This window comes from Rhodococcus sp. 66b (assembly GCF_002076325.1).
Classification (GTDB): Bacteria; Actinomycetota; Actinomycetes; order Mycobacteriales; family Mycobacteriaceae; genus Rhodococcus_F; species Rhodococcus_F erythropolis.
Map to the genome: position 1 here is coordinate 133,195 of NZ_MUZB01000011.1, position 18,189 is coordinate 151,383.

Here is an 18,189-nt window from a genome sequence, read left to right on the forward strand (position 1 = left end):
CCGATAATCGGATTTGTTCGTTAGTTCTGTGATGCTAACCCGCGGTTGAGCCCAGATATCGTGAGGATCACGTCATGTTCTTCACAGGGCTGTTCGCGGCCACTTTCCGACCGGTCAGACGACGTGCAGATTCGGTCGTTCGTGCACGTATGACCGGCCCTTACCTAGCGATTGTTCAGCATGTTTACGGGTTACCCGCGAGTTCGTTTCACTGGCCGGGACTACAGGTGAAGGCCACTCCGAAAGCCTAGTGGTTTTCGTCACAGCGCCGTTTCATTGTCGCCTGGAGCACGTCGCTTTCCCGCCCCCGTGGCAATGTTCGACTCACGATTGCGGGTCGGCAGTCGGCCCGGTTCACCGTTCGCAGGTAGCCTTGTGACCTGTGATGGGACGCCTGCTGGACCGAAGATTGATCGCAATAGTCCTGGTAGTGCTCGCTTTGTTCCTCGCAGCCCTCCTCGCCCCACATCCCACGGTGTCCCAGGTGCGAGAGTGGGCGGACTCGGTTGGCCCGGCGTTTCCCCTCGTGTTCTTCCTGGTTCATTCGATAGTCACCGTCGCGCCGTTCCCGCGCACCGTCTTCACCCTCAGTGCGGGGGTTCTTTTCGGCTCGGTGACCGGCATCGCTCTTACCGTGGCGGCAACGACTGTGAGCGCCGTTCTGGCCCTCTACCTGGTCCGCGCCATCGGCCGTGACGTCGTGTGGCAACGGATTTCGAGTCCGACGATCCGGCGGGTGGACGAGCGGATCGAAAAGCGGGGGTGGCTGGCCGTCGGCTCTCTGCGCTTGATCGCGTTTGTCCCCTTCTCGGTGGTGAACTACTGCTGCGGCATTTCGTCGATCCGGATCGTGCCCTACATCCTTGCCACCGTCGTCGGCATCTTGCCCGGCACTGTTGGGATTGTCGTTCTGGGCGATGCGCTCTCCGGCGAAGCCGATCCTCGTCTCCTGATTCTGTCCGGGATCTGCATTGCGATCGGCATCGCCGGTCTGGTGTTCGACGCTCGCCGTCAGCCTTCACCGGGCGAAACCATCGTCGACAAAGGTCAACCTCAAGAGGTTGATTTGATTGAGTCAACCCAAAACGATTGACTATTGACAGTCAACTATCTAGCATTGACTAATGTTCGTACTGACAGTGGATCAGCGAGGTAGCCGACGCGATGTCGACCGCGTCGGGGACATCATCGACGACATGGCCGATCGCAGGCTCCTGCGGCCGTTCGAGCGCACGGCGGGCGACGAGATTCAAGCGGTGACCGACGATCCGGCGCTACTCGTCCTCGTCGCACTCGAGCTGATTCGGCGCGAGCACTGGAGTGTCGGGATCGGGATCGGTCCCGTCGAGCAGCCTCTCCCACGGCAGACCAGGGCCGGACGCGGACCGGCATTCGAAGCTGCTCGGATCGCCGTCGAGCGAGCCAAGCGAGCTCCGGCCAGAATTGCTGTCGAACAGGCGCCGGCCGACAGCTCACGCGACGAACTCGCCGCCGATGTCGATGCCGCGTTCACCTTGCTCGGAACGATTGTCACGAGACAGACGAAGGACGGACGCGAAGCCATCGCTCTGATGGACAGCGGACTTACTCAGGTCAGCGCGGCGGCCCACCTCGGAATCACCAAACAGGCCATGTCCAAGCGACTCCTGACAGCCGGGTGGCACGCAGAACTCGCGGGGCGCAGACTCGCAGAACGACTTTTGGTCAGACTCCAGCCCTAGACTGCTCACGCTCGCACCGGTACAAACTCGTCGACACAGCAGGGGGCTCGAATACATGGTCGTTCTGGCGTTGATCGCGCTCGCCGTCGCCGCCGCGGCACCAGCAGTTGCAGCGGCACTGGGACCGCTCAGTCGTGGTCGACTGGAAGTCCCCGAATGGGCGTCGTCCGTGGTGGCTCTTCCGGCGCTGGGTGTTGCCGCACTGGCATCGACCCGAACGACCCCGGTCACCGGTTTCGCTCTCGGGGCGACGCTTGTCCTGTGCGTACTTGCCGCCGCCACGGCCGGTGCACCGTTGGTACTTGCCACCTTCAAGATCGCTCGTCGCCAACCGGACGGGAGCCCGGCACCGGACGCCGGACCTCTTCGCGGCGGACGTGTGATCGGCATCCTCGAACGGCTCGCGGTGGCGGCGTCGATTCTCGCAACCTGGCCGGAGGGGATCGCGATCGTCTTGGCAGTCAAGGGGCTCGCACGGTACCCGGAACTTCGCGAACCTCACGCGTCCGAGCAGTTCATCATGGGAACTTTCGTCAGTGTCCTCTGGGCGATCGCTGTATGCGGAACGGGACGGGCACTCATCACGTAGGTGACGAGCGCCCGTCCCGATTACTACGAGAGGAGCCTACCGGCGCTGGCCGCCCTCCGGCGGCTGATCCTGGTAGGGGTACTTCTGCTGGAACTCTTCGCGTTCGGACGGCAGCGGCAGCTGACCGGGCCAAGGATTTTCACTCTGCTGCGGCAGCGCGGGATCTACGAATCCGGGCTGCTCGGGCGCACTTTCACGGAGGTGCCTGACCGCAGCCGCCGGATCTTCGACGGGAGTACGTGCAGCAACTTCAGCAGCACGGACTGCTTCTGCGATAGCCGGATCGGATTTCGTTTCAAACCACTCCGCGACCTCAGCTGAATCGTCCTCAGGGTTGGGAAGATTCTCTTCGGCGGCCGGCGGCTCGTAACGGAAGACACCGTCCTGCCCCTGCGCGCCAAGCGTTTTCGCAAATCCCTTCAGTGCGTCACCGAAGTCGCTGGGCACGAGCCACACCTTGTTCGCATCGCCTTGCGCCATCTGCGGCAACGTCTGAAGATACTGGTATGCAAGCAATTCCGGAGTCGGCTTACCGGACTTGATAGCAGCAAAAACCTTCTCGATGGCCTTGGCCTCGCCTTGGGCCTGCAAGTACTTGGCCGCGCGGTCACCTTGAGCCCGAAGAATCTGGGACTGACGCTCACCCTCGGCGTTGAGGATCGAGGCCTGCTTGTTGCCCTCGGCGGAAAGAATCTGGCTCTGCTTGGCACCCTCGGCTGTCTTGATAGCGGATTCGCGGTGGCCTTCAGCCGTCAGAATCATCGCGCGCTTCTCGCGGTCCGCCTTCATCTGCTTTTCCATCGACTCCTGGATGGAGGGTGGAGGATCGATGCTCTTGAGTTCGACGCGGGCCACTCGCAGGCCCCAGCGACCGGTCGCCTCGTCGAGGACACCACGAAGCTGACCATTGATGGAATCACGCGAGGTCAGCGTCTCTTCGAGGGTCATTCCGCCGACGACGTTTCGCAGCGTCGTGGTTGTCAACTGCTCGACGGCAGCGATGTAGTTGCTGATCTCGTACACCGCAGCTTGCGGATTGGTGACCTGGAAGTACACCACCGTGTCGATGGACAGTGTCAGGTTGTCCTGGGTGATCACCGGTTGCGGTGGGAAGGAGACCACCCGCTCACGAAGATCCACCTTGGCGCGCACACGATCGGCGAACGGGATCAAGAATGTGAGCTGGCCGGACACCGTCTTCGAATACCTACCGAGCCGCTCGATCACCGCGGCTTCTGCCTGCGGTACCAGTGCTACCGACTTCGCGACCACCAAGATCACGAATAGCACCAACACACCGAGCACTATGAGTGCTGCCATTAAGGTCCCCTCCAGACGACTGCTGTTGCGCCGTTGATTTCCATCACCGTCACCTTGGTGCCCGGCGGGTACACCTCGGTGGTGTCGTACGGCCTGGCAGTCCACACCTCGCCGTCCAACTTGACCTGCCCGGAATGCTCGCCCACTTCTTCCAGAACCAGAGCGTGTTTGCCTTCGAGTGCCTGAATTCCGGTCGGGGTCGGTGGCGGACTACCGAAGCGACGCAACATGATCGGTCGCACGCCCAGGACGAGGGCGGCGGAGAACACTCCGAACATGACGGCGTCGACCCACACCGGGAAGTCGGTGACAGCACTGACACCGGCAGTAGCGAGCGCCCCACCGGCGAGCATCAGCAGGAAGAAATCCCCCACCAGCGCTTCGGCCCCGGCGAGCACCAGTGCTCCGATCAGCCAAATAAGTGCAGCCACAACACCATCTAACCAGAATGTGTGACCCAGGCCGCCGCTACGTCAGTTCGGCTCGGTAACGAAATCGACAAGTTGTTCGACGGCACCGATCAAGGGAGCTTCCAGATCGCGGAAGCTCTCGACCGAGTTGTAGACCCGCCGCCAGCCCTCCTGAGGTGTCCCCCAGCCCAGTTCGCGGCAGATTCCCGTCTTCCAATCCTCGCCGCGTGGAATCTTCGGCCAGGAGGCGATTCCGACAGATTTGGGACGAACGGCCTCCCACACGTCGATGTACGGATGTCCGGTCACCAACACGTTCGGGCCGAGGCCCTGAGTCAGTTGGGTTTCCTTGGAACCGGTGACCAGGTGGTCGACGAGGACACCGACACGGCGGCCGGGGCCCGGCCCGAATTCGGCAAGCCGCTCCCCCAGATTGTCGAGCCCTTCGAGATGTTCGACGACAACACCTTCGACGCGAAGGTCATGGCCCCACACCCGCTCGACGAGGGCAGCATCGTGTACTCCCTCCACCCAGATCCGGCTGGGCAGTGCCGTGCGTGCACGTAAGCCTTCGACTCGGGTCGAACCCGAAGCCGATCGTGCGGGTTTGGTGGACGCGGGCTTGGGGGCCGGGCGAACGAGGGTGACCGGTGAGCCGTCGATGAGGAAGGCCGCCTCGCGCATCGCGAACAACCGCGTCCGGGAACGCCCGTCCTCGAGTCGCACGAAATCGCCGTCGTACGTGCGCTCGAAACCGACAACCGCACCGCAGAATCCTGTCGCCGCATCCTCGACGACAAGATCACGTTCGGCCGCCACTTCAGGCGTCACGCGCTTCTGTTTGCGGGTATGACCCGCAAAAATGTCACCGTATCCGTTGCCACCGCTCACGCCGGATCACGCTAGGTCACAACGCCGGGGCCGCGCATGTCGCCACGCCGAACTAAACTTCACGGTCATGAGTTCTCCCAGCGCAACCCTCACCGTGTGGGCAGCGTCATGGCTCGCGGGCGACGCAGCGCCGGACGATGTCATCGACGCCCTTGCCGCGTGGGCGCCGATGCACCTGATCGGCGCCGCCGATGCGGAAACCGCGGTCCGCCACGATCTCGAGTGGCCGGGAGTCACGGCTTCGGGTGTGTCCACCCTGTTGAGAATCGCCCGCTCGGAGGCTGCTGAAGTCCGCCTGGTCCTTCCTACGGCCGGCGATGTACGTGGCCTGCCCACTGGCACCGAGTTCGCACGCGCTGCGATCGCAACGGGTGAAGGCATACAGATCGGCGCCGTCGGCAAGCCGGGAGTCGGCCTCGTGCCGTCGAAGGAAGGTCCGGACGTCTTGCGGTGGACGGTTTTCTCCATTCCCACTGTGGCGGGCAGCGCCGAATCGATCGGACTCCGTGAAGCCGAATACGAACTGCGCCAGGCTGTTCGGGACGCAGCGGAGGTGCTCGGCGGGCTTCCGACCGTAGCCACCGGAATGCCTGGGGGCGACGCTCGTACGCTGGTCGCCGAAGCGCTGCAGGCCCAGGCCGGGTACCGCTGGCCGTCGACACTGTCACCTCGGCATCTACAGGTGATCGACACCGCCGACAACGTGGCAGCCATTCTTACCGTCGCTGCGTCGGTCTCGACCAATCAGGCCCCGAGCGTGTCCACTGCGCAGAGGCGTGACGACCTGCTGCGACGACTGTGGGACGTCGTTCGCACTGCCCGTGTCGCGTCGGCGAACAGCGTGTCGATCAGAGCTTGAGCACGAAGTTCCGGCGTTTCTCGGCAAACCCGTTGCGGTCACCGAACATGTCGATCTTCATCTCTTCGAGCTCACGCTCCTCGTAGGGCTCCACCGGATCACGTTCCAGTCGAAGACGTTTGCGCTCCAGCATCGATTCCATCCGATCTCCTTCGAGCAAGTCGGTGGCGACCTCGTGCAACCACGCCTCGAACAGATCCGGCCGCCTGGGGCCGATTGCGTCGACAAGTCCGATGTCCAAGGCTCGACGGATACCGATCGCACTGCACTCGGCCAGCAGGCTGCGGGCCTGCTCCTCGCCGACCCGAGCCGGAAATGTGTACGTGTGCAGTTCCGAGCCGAACAGGCCCATCGTGGCGTAATGAGGATTGAGAACCACACCGTCCCTGGCCACGACTACGTCGGCTCCAAGCGGGAGCATGACCCCGCCGGCACCGGCGTTGCCTGTGAATGCCGCCACCACAACCTGTTCCGTACAGGTGACGATCGCTTTCGCGATCTCGTTGATGGCTTTGATGTTGGCCCACGCTTCTCCGGCTTGATCCGACGCGGCCTCGATGACGTTGAGGTGGATACCGTTGCTGAATCTGTCGTAGTCACCCGTCAGGACAAGGATCTTGGTGTCCTGCGCGATCGCCCAGCGGAGCCTGGCGGCCAGTCGGGCGCATTGCTTCGTACTCATCGCACCGTTGTAGAAGCGGAACGAGAGATATCCGATTTCGCCGTCGCGGTGATAGTCGGTCTCGGGGTAACGACTCTCCCAGACCTGTGGAACGAACACGTCCGGACGTACGACCGCGGTCGACGGAAGTTTGACATTGCCGGCGCCGACGAGCCGCGCATGTCCGATCCATACGGAGCCCGCACCGGTGGCGACACGTATCGCCTGGTGGAAGTACTCGACGATGGTGCCGGGCGCTGCATCGACGTGGGTATCGGGGTGAGCGTCGTAGACGTAGACCCGGTCGAGCCCCAACTGAACGGCGACGCCGGGAAACCCGTCGGCGGCGTTGACGGCGCGGACGATGCTCGACGCGTCTTCCTCCCAGCTGAAAACGCGATCGGCCTGTTTCATGCTGGGCCTCGATCGGGCCGATGCCACGGGCCGCGCAACTCGGTCCGATGGGATCGCCTGGAAGTCAGGAGTACGGAAATGTTCGACGACCTCCGTAATGCACTCCATCGCCGCGTCGGTGACTGCCTCGTTGTATACCGAAGATTTGGTTGCACCGCTCTGGAGTTCGAATGTCCGCCACGCCCACAACGCTCCGGCATCGAGTTCCTCGGCGGCCTGCAACGCGGTCACTCCCCAGATCGGTTCGCCATCCGTTATCGCCCAGTCCAGCGACGACGGTCCGCGATCACCGGGCGGGCCGGGATGGATGATGATCGTTGTCCACCGCTGCCAAATAGATTCCGGTACATAGGCTTTCAGAAACGGGCAGATGATGAGATCAAAATCTCCCGCAGACGTCGCGGCCAGCGCTGCGTCCGCGTCGGCGACGACGGCGGTGCGGACTTGGTGCCCCGCCTCGCGAAGAACAAGACCAGCCCGCTGCGAGAGACCATTGTCGGAGGTGACGAGAAGAAGCACGCTCAACGGTGGCGCGGAAGCCGCGCGTGGGCGTGAGCGCCGGAACAGCGCCGCCGTCGCCGCTCGCAGACGGCCCCTGCCCGGTGCAGCTTCGCGTAGCTTCGTCGTTGCTCCAGCGCTGGAAATAGCCACAGAAGTCGTGAGTGCGGCCGATTTGGGCATCGGTCTAACTTCGGGGGTCGAAACCATGGATTCCTGCTCGCATGCTCGGGTATCTGCAGCGCAGACCAAACTCCCCCCAGAGCAGGGCCGACGCACCGATAGATTGATTGAGGTATTTAGGGACTTTATACCTACCGTCGGTTTGTTTCAATAGCTATTTTCAAGCAAACCGCTTGATCGGTCAACCCGCAGTCTTGTGATTGATCGCAATATGGCGGTCGATGCGAATATGTTCGTCCAACGTCGGGTAGCGCAAACCGGTGTCCTGGCTGTACCCCTGACGGCGCAACCAATCCAGGACATCGCCCCAGAACCAGATCCCCCCGGCGACCGAGTTGTACGGAATCGGGAAGGGAGTGGCCGCCTGCCGGACCCCTCGCACCCACTGTCCGACAGCCTGCCTCGTCACTCCCGCACGGTCGGCAATGTCCTGACGTGACACCAAATCGGGATGCGTCCGCTGGGGACGCACGCCTGCAGCCACCAACTGGTCGACCACGGTGATAGCCGTCGTCGCCGCTCGCATACCTTCCGAGGTGAGCGTCAGCAACTGCAGTCCACGCCGGTCCTCGACCTTTCCGCCCAAGCTCTCTTCGATCGCCTGCTCTTGCGAGACTGTCAGCATCTGAACGATGAATGTGAATTCGTAACGGTGATAGAGGTCTTCGGCCACGCAATGAACATAGCCGTAAGCTGCACTGTTTCCACATGGACACACCCGGATCCCGCCCTCGCACGCACAATGGGCAGATGATCGACGTGGACGACAGTCAGTTCGAGGACATGGTCAAGCGGGCGCTCGACAGTCTGCCCCCGAAGTTGGGAGCGGAGATGGCCAACGTCGCGGTGACCGTACAACTCGAAGGGGGACGACCGGGGTTGCTCGGGTTGTATCAGGGCATCCCACTGACCAAGAGAACCACCACGTACGCCGGCGTCCTCCCCGACCGCATCACGATCTACCGCGGGGCCATCTGTGCGATCTGCAGCACCGAAGACGAGGTGATCGAGCAAGTTCGCCGAACCGTGATCCACGAAATCGGCCACCACTTCGGGATCGGAGATCCCCGGTTGCGTGAACTCGGATGGTGACAACCGACTCATCTACAAGTCGGAAATCAGCTAGAGGTTGATAATCGGCGAATTGTCATGTCAGCTGTACCAAACCCGCAACAATTGAACACTTACAGGAGTTCGCATGGTCAATTTGATCCAGATCGCCCCGAAGAATGCCCCGACGTTTGCGATGAGCCGACAGAAGGCCGCCGAACTGCTGGGCATCTCGGTCGACAGCGTCGCGTTTCTCCTCAAGTCTCGCTATCTCCCGGATCTGGACGCCGGCCGGTTGATCTCGATGGCCAACCAACCCTGGTTGTACTCGGACGGCGACTTTCCCGTGCTGCAGCAAGGTGCATCCGAACTAGCACCGAAGAAGATGCTCCCCGCCCGTAAGTACATCGGCGAGAGCGCAATTCACTCCGACGCCGAATGCGTGGAAGCCAACCAGGGGCAGTGGGCGGGATTCAACGTCGACCATGTGCTCGGCGCCCGCTTCCTGCCTGTGACGCTGCGCAAGTTTCCGGTGTCGGTGCTGCAGATCCACGACGTCAACGACGATGACGAAGAACGAGTGTCATTTGTAGCGACGCTCGCCGGGCGAGTCCGCGAACTGGGGGCGCCCAAGCTCAACTACATCGACCCGTCACTGAGCCCCGAGGATCGACAGATCGTCGAGACGCTCCTCACCTCACGCAGCACGTCCACCGTTCCGGGACCCTGCGGAAAGCTGAAGCAGCCGAACTCCTGAGCGTCGGAAAGCTTTCGTCAGCGGGGGCGCTGAACGGCCGCGCAGCAGTTCACCGCACACGAGAGACCGTTGGTGGTCGAGCCGAGCAGCGGCTCGACCCCCAATCGCAGTGGCTGCTCGGCGTCGGCCAGCTCCCGAACGAGCGTGGGCACCAGCTGCGCAAAACGCTGATCGCGGCCGGGTGTCGCTGCGCGCACGAAATCCATACCGAGTTCGGCCGCCTTGTCCTTGGCCTCGGTGTCCAGGTCCCACACCACTTCGAGGTGATCGGAGACGAAACCGACAGGACACACGATCACGGCGCGAACGTCCTTGGCGGACAGCGTATCCAGGTGATCACAGATGTCGGGGTCGAGCCACGGAACCTGCGGCGGGCCTGATCGCGACTGCCACACCAGATCAAAATCTTCGACGCCGACGGCCTCGGCAACCAACTTCGCAGCCTCGGCAACCTGTCGGCTGTAGAGGTTTCCGCCCTCTGCCGGCGGCCCTGCATTGCGGTCTGCGGCACTCGGGACCGAATGCGCCGTGAACACCAGGCGCGCGGTATCGCGAGTCGCTTCGGGCAACTCTGCGCGGGCCGCGCGCACACCGTCGGCGAACGCGCCGACGACGAGCGGATGGTCGTAGTACTGGCGAAGTTTTGTCAGCGTCGGTGCGCCGTCACCGACGGCTTCACGGGCACGGACGATGTCCTCGTGGTACTGCCGACACCCCGAGTAACCGCCCCACGCCGACGTGGCGAACACGGCGGCATTGCGGACACCGTCCTCGCGCATCTTGGCGACGGTGTCTTCGACCATCGGGTGCCAGTTGCGGTTGCCGAAGTACACGGGCAGGTCCACGCCGGCTGCTGCCAACTCACCTTCGACCCGTTCGATCAGGTCTCGGTTGAGCGCGTTGATGGGCGAAACTCCACCGAAATGCATGTAGTGCTCGACAACGGCGTCGAGCCGCTCCGGTGGCACTCCCCTACCGCGCGTGACGTTTTCGAGGAACGGCCGTACGTCTTCGGGTTTTTCGGGACCGCCGAACGACAAAACGAGAAGAGCATCGAACTGCATGTCCATACTTGCGGTCATGAGTTCAATCTTGCGTGATGCCGTTCGGCGGGGGTCACCCGGGTACTCACCTGTGTAGTAGAAGGGGTGCTACTAGCCGACCATCGCGTGGAAGCCGCCGTCGACGTAGATGATCGACGCGGTCGTGCCGGGCAACCAATCCGAGAGAACGGTGCAGACCGTTTTGGCGACCGGCTCGCGATCGTCGACGTCCCAGCCGATGGGCGCAGCACCGTCCCATGCGGTGTTCAGCTTGTCCAACTCCGCGCCCGGACCGGTGCTGTCGCCGGCAATGGCCTTGGCGGCCAGGGTCTTGATCGGGCCGGAGGACACCAGGTTCGAGCGGATGCCGCGGACGCCCACCTCTTTGGCCACGTAACGGTTGACGGCCTCGAGGGTTGCCTTGGAGACACCCATCCAGTTGTAGAAGGGCATTGCGCGTGCCGGATCGAAGTCCATTCCGACGATGGACGCGTTGTCGTTGAGCACCGGCAGCAAGGCCTTGGCCAGTGCGCTGTACGAGTATGCGGACACCTCGAGTGCGACCGCCACGTCTTCCCACGGCGCGTCCATGAACGGGCTTCCCAGGCAGGAGCGGGGAGCGAAGCCGATCGAGTGGACCACGCCGTCGATACCCTCGGGAGCCAGCTCGCGCACACGCTCGGCGAGAGATGCGAGATCCTCCGAGCTCTGGACGTTGAGCGAGATTGCCGGCGGCACGGGCTGCGGCAGTCGCTGGGCGATGCGATCGATGAGGCGCAGACGATCGAATCCGGTGATCAGCACCTTCGCACCCTGCTCCTGCGCGACCTTGGCCACGTGGAACGCGATCGACGAATCGGTGATGATGCCGGTGACAAGAATGGTCTTACCCTCGAGCAAACCGCCCATGAGATGTCCTCCTGATTTCAGACGTACGAGAAAGGTGTGTGTGCGAAAAGCGGGTCAGTGCCCCATGCCGAGTCCGCCGTCGACGGGGATGACTGCACCCGAGACGTATGCCGAATCGTCGGAGGCGAGGAAACTGACAACTGCTGCAACATCTTCCGGCTTTCCGGTCCGCTGCAACGGGATGAACTCGGTGGCCTTGTCCTTCACGTCGTCGCCCAGTGCTGCCGTCATGTCGGTCTCGATGAAACCCGGTGCGACGACGTTGGCGGTGATCGAACGCGAGCCGAGTTCCCTTGTCAGGGAACGAGCGATACCGACGATGCCTGCCTTGGACGCGGCGTAGTTGACCTGGCCGGCTTGTCCCGCCAGACCCACCACCGAACCGAGGAAGATGAAGCGTCCGAAACGCGCGCGCAGCATCGACCGGGTCGCACGCTTCGAGAGGCGGAACGTACCGGTGAGGTTCGCGTCGACGACGCTCGTGAACTGCTCTTCGCTCATTCGCATGATCAGTGTGTCGTCGGTGACGCCGGCATTGGCGACGATGACCTCGACCGGCCCCTGGTGTGCTTCGACCTCTTTGAATGCACGGTCGATCGACTCGGTGTCGGTGACGTCGCAAACGACGCCGAACAACCCTTCGGGGACACCGGAACCGCGGTGCGTGACGGCTACCTTGTGGCCGTCTGCGGCGAGCCGCTGAGCGACGGCCAAGCCGATTCCGCGGTTACCGCCGGTGACGAGCACCGAGCGCGGTGTGGTGACGGTCCGTTCGGAAACCACTGTCGTGGGAGGGGTAGACATGGCGATCAACCTATCAATTCTCTGCGGGCCGCGTACCAGCGGTATTTGGACAATTCGGAACTGCTCTCGATCAGGGCAGACGCTGCCTGCGTACCAGGGCAATCGTCAGACCAGCGGTCGCGAACACGACGCCGAGGACCAACCACGGTCGACTTGCATCGCCTCGTGTCGTCTCGAAACCGATCTGCTCTTCGAGCGTGTCGTACACCTGGCGCAGTTCTTCGAGGCTCGATGCCGTGAAGAAACTTCCGCCGGACAGGTTGGCGATCTCCTTCAGTGACGCATCGTCGACCGGGACGGGGATTCGGTCTCCTTCGATCTCGACTCGCCCGTATGTCGTTCCGAAGGAAATGGTCGAGATCGGAACGCCCTTGTCCTTGGCCTGACGGGCAGCGGTGAATCCGCCCCGCGGATCGTCCGAGTTCTCGGGAACGGTCTGCTTACCGTCGGACAGCAACACGATGCGCGCCGGTGGCGCCTGATCGCTGCCGCCGAGAACAGCCGACAGCGTGTCGATCGACTGCAACGAGGTGAAGATCGCCTCGCCTGTCGCCGTTCGCTCACTGAGCTTGAGGTTGTCGATGGCGACCTTCGTCGCGTCACGATTCGTGGTGGGCGACACCAGAACCGAAGCGGTTCCGGCAAATGCGACCAACCCGAGGTTGATGCCGGGAGTCAGACCGTCGGCGAACGACTTGGCAGCTTCCTGCGCTGCTGCCAATCGCGTCGGCTCGACGTCGGTGGCCTGCATCGACAGCGACACGTCGATCACGAGGATCACCGTGGCACGGTTTCGCGGGACCTTCTTGTCTGCCGTCGGACCGGCAAGGGCGACGGTGAAGAACACCAATGCGATGACCATCAGAATCGCCGGAATATGACGCCACCGCCCGGGCCGCGAAGGCGCGACCTTCTCCAACAGTGCGAAGTTCGTGAACCGAAGTGTGTGCTTGGCTCGCTGCTTCTGCACGAGTACGTAACCGACCACCAACGCGGCGATGACAGCGAGGAACAGCAGCCACCACGGTGCGGTGAATTGAGAAAGACTCACGAACGAACGCCCCCAGTTCCGGCGCCGGCACCATAACTGTGTCGGCGTGCCGAGATGAATCTCACGACGTCGGCGATCCAGTCCCGATCGGTGTGCAGGGACATGAGCGGTGCGCCGCAACGACGTAGAGCTTGCCTGACCTCGACGCGGTGCTCGGCGGCGACTCTGGCGAAGTCGGCGCGCAGTTGCGGCGTCGTGGTGAATTCTCTGGTCCGGCCGGACTCGGGATCGTGGAGCACAACGTCGCCGACGTCCGGAAGTTCGAGGTCGCGCGGATCTACCACCTCGACGCCGAGCACGTCGTGACGTCCCGAAATGGCGCGCAGCGAGCGTTCCCAGTCGATCGGCCCGAGGAAGTCGCTGATGACGACCGCGAGTCCGCGCCGACGCTGTGGGCGTCTGAGCGCTTCGATCGCGCCGACCAGATCACCGCGTACCCCGTCCGGAGCGTGCGGAGTCGTCGCGATCTTGCGGAGCATCGCCTGTGCGTGAATGCGCCCACCGCGGGCCGGAATTCGGGTTGTCTGGGCGCCCGTCGAGATGATGGCGCCGACGCGGTTACCGCCCGAACTGGTCAGGTGAGTGATCGCCGCGGCTGCGGCGACAACCAGGTCACGCTTCTCGCATCCGGCGGTCCCGAAGTCGAGACTTGCAGACAGGTCGATGACAAGCCACGTCTCGAGCTCACGATCCGCGACCGACTGGCGCACGTGTGGGTGCGTCGTCCGCGCGGTCACGGACCAATCCATCTGCCGCACGTCGTCGCCCGGCTGATACTCGCGGGCGTCACCCGGTTCGGAACCCGGGCCGGGAATCAGGCCGAGGTGATCGCCGTGCAGCACACCGTCGAGGCGACGACGAACCGTCAGCTCGAGGGTGCGCAGCGCAGCGGTGAGTTTGGGATCGCTGAGCTCGCCGGATCGGAACGACGGCGGAGAACCGGTGGATCCGGCGGGTGTCGCCTGGCCACCGTCGCGGCCTTCGGTCACTGCGGGCGACTCATCGTCTCAGCGGTCGCGATCGGCGCGCCGTTTCCCTGTGGATTGACTGTGCCCTGTGGATTCGCGGTGCCCTGTGCGTTGAACTGAGGTGCCTGCGGTGCGCCCTGCTGAGGCGGACCGGGAACGGTGGGAACCGGCCGCGCGGCGATCTGCGGCAGTCCGACGGTCTGCAGCACCCGGGCGATGACCGCGTCGGGAGTCACCTCGTCGGCCATGGCGTCGTAGGAGAGAACGAGGCGGTGGCGCAACACGTCCGGGATCACCTCGATGACGTCTTGCGGCACGACGTAGTCGCGGCCGCGGACGAGAGCGAGAGCCCGCGACGCGGCGATGATGCCGAGCGTCGCGCGGGGTGAGGCGCCGTACGCGATCCAGCCCGCGACGTCCTCGAGTCCGACCTCACGCGGCGTACGCGTAGCGGCGATGACCCTGACCACGTAGTCGACGAGCGCGTGGTGGACGAAGACGTTGCTGGCGACGCGTTGGAGCCTGACCAACTCCTCCGGACCGAGGATCTGGTGCGGCTCCGGGGCTGCCACACCCATCCGGTAGACGATTTCGCGTTCTTCCTCGACAGTCGGGTAGTCGACGAGGATCTTGAACAGGAAGCGGTCGCGCTGCGCCTCGGGGAGCGGATAGACACCCTCGTTCTCGATGGGGTTCTGCGTCGCCATCACCAGGAACGGATCGGGCATGTGGTACCGCTTGCCACCGATCGAGACGTGGCGTTCTGCCATCACCTCGAGGAGCGCGGACTGCACCTTGGCCGGGGCACGGTTGATCTCGTCGGCCAACACGAAGTTGGCGACGACGGGTCCGAGTTCGGTGTCGAACTCCTCGCGGCCCTGACGGTAGATGCGCGTGCCGATGAGGTCGGTTGGCACCAGGTCGGGGGTGAACTGGACGCGGGAGAACGAACCGCCGACGACCTTCGCGAAAGTCTCGACGGCCAGCGTCTTGGCGACACCGGGTACGCCTTCGAGGAGGACGTGCCCCTTGGCGAGAAGTCCGACGAGAATGCGCTCGACAAGCCGGTCCTGCCCGACGATGACTCGCTTGACCTCGTAGATCGCTCGTTCCAAGGTCTGAACGTCGGCTGCCAGGGAAGGTGCTGCTCCGTCCGCACTTCCGCTCGCCTTGCTTACGTCGACCGTTCCGACCGAATCTTCACGTGAGGTCACCAAGAATCCATCGCTTTCACCTAGAAAAGTACCGACAGTAACGTGTTCCCCGTCAACTATTCCAGGTAGTTGCGCTCGATGCCGTAACACCACGTCGGGAACTTGATAGTTCCCTGACAATGCGGGTGTCAGCGGCATTTCCTCTGACGGTCAGGACACCAGTCGGACGGCGTACGGCGTCATTCCGCCCCAGCGAACCGGGGAGACCATGACACTCGAACCGGATTGTGGTGCCTCGAGCATCTGCCCGTTACCGAGGTAGAGCGCCACGTGCTGGCTGGCGTTGGGGCCGTAGAAGATCATGTCGCCGCGTTTCATCTCCGAAGACGGGACCTGCGTGCCCGCGGTGTACTGATAGCCGGTGTAGTGCGGCAGCGAGATTCCGATGCCGGCGAAGGCGTAGATCATCAAGCCCGAGCAGTCGAACCCGACTTTGTTGAAGTCGCCGTAACTGTCGGCGACGCCGCCGTCACGGATGCCTCGCGTCGGACCGTTTTCGTCGCCGCCGCCCCAGGCGTACTGCACGCCGAGCTGAGACATTCCGCGGTCGATGACGGATTCGATTGCAGCGCTTCCGGTAACGGAAGGCTTCGGCGTGCTGGGCTTCGGCGTCGTCGGCTTGGGGGTGGTGGGCTTGGGCGTCGTGACCGTTTCCTCTTCGGTACCGGTCTCTTCGTCCGTGCCTGTTTCCTCGTCGGTCCCGGTTTCCTCGTCAGTCCAGGTGTCGTCGTCGTCCGGGATGACGGTCGGAGTCGGGTCTTCCACAGCGGTGTGCGGACGCTGAGCCGCTGCCAGTGCTGCAGCTCGATCCTTGGCGGCCTGGTCGGCAGCTGCGCGGGCAGCAGCCTGTGCGGCAGCTTCCTTGGCGGCAGCTTCGAGAGCCTTCTGATGAGCTTCCTCGGCGCGACGCTGCTCGTCCCACGTCGCATACGCCTGGCGTTGGCCCTGCAAACCTGCGACTGCATTGCGGGCGGCGTCGAGCTGAGCCTGAGCGGAGTTCCGCTCGGCTTCGATCGCGGCCTTCTTGGCAACCTGCTGATCGAGAGCGTTGCGCGCGATCTGAATCGCCTGCTCGGCCAGATCCTTCAGTTGTGCCGCGACCTCGGCGGCGGCGTCGGCCTGCTGCTTTGCCTGGCGGGTCGCGGAGTCCTTGTTCGCCTGCTCGGTACGTGCTCGTTGGAGACCGTCAAGCACTGCGCTCTGCGTATTGGCGAGCAGTTTGAGGACCTGCGCGCGGTCGAGGACATCGCCCGGGCCCTTGGCGTCGAGGAACGACGAGATGGACGCGGTGTTGGTGCCCTTGACGTAGCTCGAGCGTGCGTACTTGTCGAAGTCCGTCTGAGCGACCTCGATCTGCGCCGACGCGTCCTTAAGAGCTTGTTTGGTGACTCCGACGGCCTGCGCTGCGGTGTCTGCGGCGCCGCGAGCGTTCTGCAGATCCACGAGCGTCTTGTTGACGTCTTCACGCTTGATCGCAACTTCGTTGTCGAGTGCCGACAACTGTTCGTTGGCCGATGCGACTTGATTGATGAGCGCGCTGACGGTGCCGACGCTCGACGAGACCTGCGAATCGGCCGCAGCGATGTCCGAGTCACTCGGATTCGGCGGCGGCGGTGGTACGGCCGAGGACATGGCGGGCGTACCGACGATCAGGGACCCGACAACGCCGAATCCGATGACCAGTTGCGCCAGGCGCATCGACTTACGGGAAGGACCACGACGGGACTCGCCGTCACGTGTTACTTGCCTCACAAATAACTCTCCCTCGCGTGTAACGCCACGGCCCGCTGGGTCGCCGATCCGTGCGGGGAGGGAATGCGCAGACCAAGCACCGGTCGCCCACAGCCCGAGAGCTGCTCGTCGACCTGGACGTGCCGTACGAACGCCACCGTCGACACCTCGAGAACAAGGCAACCGACAAGTACGCGTCGAACAACATCAGCCTGTCTGCGACACTTCTTCCCCAAAAAGTGCCAGTTGTACCGTACGACACTCAAGCGTTCTTTGGAAACTTTAGCCACAAATAACACAAACGGTATTTGAGCTGGTCGAATGGCATGCAGGTACCAAAAAGGGCAGGTACTCACCGCAAACAGCGGTGAGTACCTGTTTTCGACGAGTTACTGAAAATCTCGCAAAAGGACCAAGGTCAGACGGAATCGGCCCGGTGGTCGGAAGATGTCGCCGTTTCTGAAGTCGAGGCGACATGTCTGGTTTGCGCGTTTTCCGGCTCTCGCCGCCACTTGACGGCAAAGGTAATTCCGGCAATAACCGCAACCAGTGCGATCACAAGGACCGTGTAAAGCGTCCACGGCGGACCCGGCGCCACGATCTCGTGCGAGAAGCGGTCCGCGGTCACGCTCGCGCTTTCTCCGAAAGATCGGTCCTGCGCGGTTTCGAGCTGCACACGACTGATCGAGTCGCTGTAGCTACCCATCCAGTCTGGGCTCAGAACGAGAACCGTGCCGCCTTCGGTTTTGCCGACCGTCGTGGCCAGGTCGCGAAGATCGGACGGCCGGCCCGGATTTGCGTCGACCACCACGACGCTCAAGTCGACACCACGTTCACGGGCGTCGGTCACCACCGCAGTCAGCCCCACAACATCGGACTCCGGGGCGGAGACGCCGTCCGTCGAAAGGTCCGCGAGCACGTCGTCGAGATCGACATCCGACGGAACAGCGACGTGCAACGGGGACTTCACGTGCACAGGCGCAAAAGCGTGATTGGTAGGAGCAGACATCTCTCATCCGGGTGCTGTTCGGATTCCGTCCACCGCTGAGATGCGGGGAGTTCTTCCGAGGTCGTTTTTCGGCGGCCGACCCGCGACGGGCCTGCATGCAGCCTACT

General features: G+C 63.3%; 19 protein-coding genes. 6 read left to right on the forward strand and 13 right to left on the reverse strand.

Annotated features, from left to right (window positions below; translation table 11 throughout):
- Positions 1–385: 385 nt before the first annotated feature.
- Genes B0E55_RS21010 through B0E55_RS21020 form a run of 3 tightly spaced genes read left to right on the forward strand, consistent with a single transcriptional unit; the run spans position 386 to position 2,310 of the window.
- The gene (locus B0E55_RS21010) at positions 386–1,093 is read left to right on the forward strand and encodes a TVP38/TMEM64 family protein (RefSeq protein WP_198538438.1); all 708 of its coding nucleotides are present in this window, start codon (positions 386–388) and stop codon (positions 1,091–1,093) included.
- 31 nt (positions 1,094–1,124) lie between these two features.
- Complete coding sequence (locus B0E55_RS21015; protein ID WP_003944858.1) at positions 1,125–1,721, forward strand: hypothetical protein; 597 nt, start codon at positions 1,125–1,127, stop codon at positions 1,719–1,721.
- A 55-nt stretch (positions 1,722–1,776) separates the two neighbouring features.
- Entirely contained in the window at positions 1,777–2,310 is a 534-nt protein-coding gene (locus tag B0E55_RS21020) for a hypothetical protein (RefSeq protein ID WP_003944797.1), read from the forward strand.
- A gap of 36 nt (positions 2,311–2,346) precedes the next feature.
- On the opposite strand, the gene B0E55_RS21025 is transcribed toward B0E55_RS21020, so the two are convergent.
- The 3 genes from B0E55_RS21025 to B0E55_RS21035 are packed head-to-tail and all read right to left on the reverse strand — an operon-like array spanning position 2,347 to position 4,931.
- Positions 2,347–3,630 (reverse strand): SPFH domain-containing protein, encoded by a 1,284-nt coding sequence (locus B0E55_RS21025; RefSeq protein ID WP_003944935.1) that lies wholly within the window; start codon positions 3,628–3,630, stop codon positions 2,347–2,349.
- Positions 3,630–4,061 (reverse strand): NfeD family protein, encoded by a 432-nt coding sequence (locus B0E55_RS21030; RefSeq protein ID WP_003944877.1) that lies wholly within the window; start codon positions 4,059–4,061, stop codon positions 3,630–3,632. The genes B0E55_RS21025 and B0E55_RS21030 overlap by 1 nt, the downstream gene beginning before the upstream one ends.
- 42 nt (positions 4,062–4,103) lie before the next feature.
- Positions 4,104–4,931: a DUF3097 domain-containing protein gene (locus B0E55_RS21035; RefSeq protein WP_003944813.1), complete on the reverse strand. Its 828-nt coding sequence runs from the start codon at positions 4,929–4,931 to the stop codon at positions 4,104–4,106.
- Positions 4,932–4,998: 67 nt separating this feature from the next.
- Here B0E55_RS21035 and B0E55_RS21040 point away from each other — a divergent pair, with 67 nt between their 5' ends.
- A complete protein-coding gene (locus B0E55_RS21040) occupies positions 4,999–5,790 on the forward strand; it encodes a hypothetical protein (protein ID WP_019748431.1) in 792 nt (263 codons plus the stop codon).
- Here the strand turns inward: B0E55_RS21040 and B0E55_RS21045 are convergent.
- A complete protein-coding gene (locus B0E55_RS21045; RefSeq protein ID WP_241896110.1) occupies positions 5,780–7,546 on the reverse strand; it encodes an enoyl-CoA hydratase-related protein in 1,767 nt (588 codons plus the stop codon). The two genes, B0E55_RS21040 and B0E55_RS21045, sit on opposite strands and share 11 nt — an antisense overlap.
- A 181-nt stretch (positions 7,547–7,727) precedes the next feature.
- Positions 7,728–8,219 carry a hypothetical protein gene (locus tag B0E55_RS21050; RefSeq protein WP_019748429.1) on the reverse strand — a complete coding sequence of 164 codons (492 nt, stop codon included), beginning with the start codon at positions 8,217–8,219 and terminating at the stop codon, positions 7,728–7,730.
- A 77-nt stretch (positions 8,220–8,296) separates the two neighbouring features.
- Here B0E55_RS21050 and B0E55_RS21055 point away from each other — a divergent pair, with 77 nt between their 5' ends.
- Together B0E55_RS21055 and B0E55_RS21060 are read left to right on the forward strand one after the other, a co-directional pair.
- Positions 8,297–8,638 carry a metallopeptidase family protein gene (locus tag B0E55_RS21055; RefSeq protein WP_080910400.1) on the forward strand — a complete coding sequence of 114 codons (342 nt, stop codon included), beginning with the start codon at positions 8,297–8,299 and terminating at the stop codon, positions 8,636–8,638.
- A 106-nt stretch (positions 8,639–8,744) separates the two neighbouring features.
- A complete protein-coding gene (locus B0E55_RS21060) occupies positions 8,745–9,353 on the forward strand; it encodes a hypothetical protein (protein WP_020907744.1) in 609 nt (202 codons plus the stop codon).
- Between the two features lie 17 nt (positions 9,354–9,370).
- Here B0E55_RS21060 and B0E55_RS21065 read toward each other — a convergent pair whose 3' ends face one another.
- The 8 genes from B0E55_RS21065 to B0E55_RS21100 all read right to left on the reverse strand — a co-directional run bounded on the left by B0E55_RS21065 (position 9,371) and on the right by B0E55_RS21100 (position 18,082).
- A complete protein-coding gene (locus tag B0E55_RS21065) occupies positions 9,371–10,423 on the reverse strand; it encodes a ferrochelatase (protein ID WP_021344248.1) in 1,053 nt (350 codons plus the stop codon).
- Between the two features lie 84 nt (positions 10,424–10,507).
- Complete coding sequence (gene inhA, locus B0E55_RS21070; RefSeq protein ID WP_003944803.1) at positions 10,508–11,305, reverse strand: NADH-dependent enoyl-ACP reductase InhA; 798 nt, start codon at positions 11,303–11,305, stop codon at positions 10,508–10,510.
- Positions 11,306–11,359: 54 nt separating this feature from the next.
- Positions 11,360–12,109, reverse strand: a complete 750-nt coding sequence (gene fabG1, locus B0E55_RS21075) for a 3-oxoacyl-ACP reductase FabG1 (RefSeq protein WP_007727875.1) — start codon at positions 12,107–12,109, stop codon at positions 11,360–11,362.
- A 70-nt stretch (positions 12,110–12,179) separates the two neighbouring features.
- Positions 12,180–13,160, reverse strand: coding sequence for a VWA domain-containing protein (locus B0E55_RS21080; protein ID WP_003944878.1), 981 nt, complete (start codon positions 13,158–13,160; stop codon positions 12,180–12,182).
- On the reverse strand, positions 13,157–14,149 hold the full coding sequence (locus B0E55_RS21085; protein ID WP_003944991.1) for a DUF58 domain-containing protein: 993 nt from the start codon (positions 14,147–14,149) through the stop codon (positions 13,157–13,159). Before B0E55_RS21085 ends, B0E55_RS21080 begins: the two co-directional genes overlap by 4 nt.
- Positions 14,146–15,342: an AAA family ATPase gene (locus tag B0E55_RS21090; protein ID WP_019748425.1), complete on the reverse strand. Its 1,197-nt coding sequence runs from the start codon at positions 15,340–15,342 to the stop codon at positions 14,146–14,148. Before B0E55_RS21090 ends, B0E55_RS21085 begins: the two co-directional genes overlap by 4 nt.
- Positions 15,343–15,492: 150 nt before the next feature.
- Positions 15,493–17,040, reverse strand: coding sequence for an NlpC/P60 family protein (locus tag B0E55_RS21095; protein ID WP_029255350.1), 1,548 nt, complete (start codon positions 17,038–17,040; stop codon positions 15,493–15,495).
- 451 nt (positions 17,041–17,491) lie between these two features.
- Positions 17,492–18,082: an Rv1476 family membrane protein gene (locus tag B0E55_RS21100; protein WP_019748422.1), complete on the reverse strand. Its 591-nt coding sequence runs from the start codon at positions 18,080–18,082 to the stop codon at positions 17,492–17,494.
- Positions 18,083–18,189 lie beyond the last annotated feature (107 nt).

Bases quoted from the DNA above. Each gene is read 5' to 3' on its own strand.
- B0E55_RS21065 (WP_021344248.1), bottom strand. From the start codon at position 10,423: ATGGACATGCAGTTCGATGCTCTTCTCGTTTTGTCGTTCGGCGGTCCC.
- B0E55_RS21025 (WP_003944935.1), bottom strand. From the start codon at position 3,630: ATGGCAGCACTCATAGTGCTCGGTGTGTTGGTGCTATTCGTGATCTTG.
- B0E55_RS21060 (WP_020907744.1), top strand. From the start codon at position 8,745: ATGGTCAATTTGATCCAGATCGCCCCGAAGAATGCCCCGACGTTTGCG.
- B0E55_RS21045 (WP_241896110.1), bottom strand. From the start codon at position 7,546: ATGCCCAAATCGGCCGCACTCACGACTTCTGTGGCTATTTCCAGCGCT.
- B0E55_RS21100 (WP_019748422.1), bottom strand. From the start codon at position 18,082: ATGTCTGCTCCTACCAATCACGCTTTTGCGCCTGTGCACGTGAAGTCC.
- B0E55_RS21040 (WP_019748431.1), top strand. From the start codon at position 4,999: ATGAGTTCTCCCAGCGCAACCCTCACCGTGTGGGCAGCGTCATGGCTC.
- B0E55_RS21015 (WP_003944858.1), top strand. From the start codon at position 1,125: ATGTTCGTACTGACAGTGGATCAGCGAGGTAGCCGACGCGATGTCGAC.
- B0E55_RS21055 (WP_080910400.1), top strand. From the start codon at position 8,297: ATGATCGACGTGGACGACAGTCAGTTCGAGGACATGGTCAAGCGGGCG.
- inhA (WP_003944803.1), bottom strand. From the start codon at position 11,305: ATGGGCGGTTTGCTCGAGGGTAAGACCATTCTTGTCACCGGCATCATC.
- B0E55_RS21020 (WP_003944797.1), top strand. From the start codon at position 1,777: ATGGTCGTTCTGGCGTTGATCGCGCTCGCCGTCGCCGCCGCGGCACCA.
- fabG1 (WP_007727875.1), bottom strand. From the start codon at position 12,109: ATGTCTACCCCTCCCACGACAGTGGTTTCCGAACGGACCGTCACCACA.
- B0E55_RS21010 (WP_198538438.1), top strand. From the start codon at position 386: ATGGGACGCCTGCTGGACCGAAGATTGATCGCAATAGTCCTGGTAGTG.
- B0E55_RS21095 (WP_029255350.1), bottom strand. From the start codon at position 17,040: ATGCGCCTGGCGCAACTGGTCATCGGATTCGGCGTTGTCGGGTCCCTG.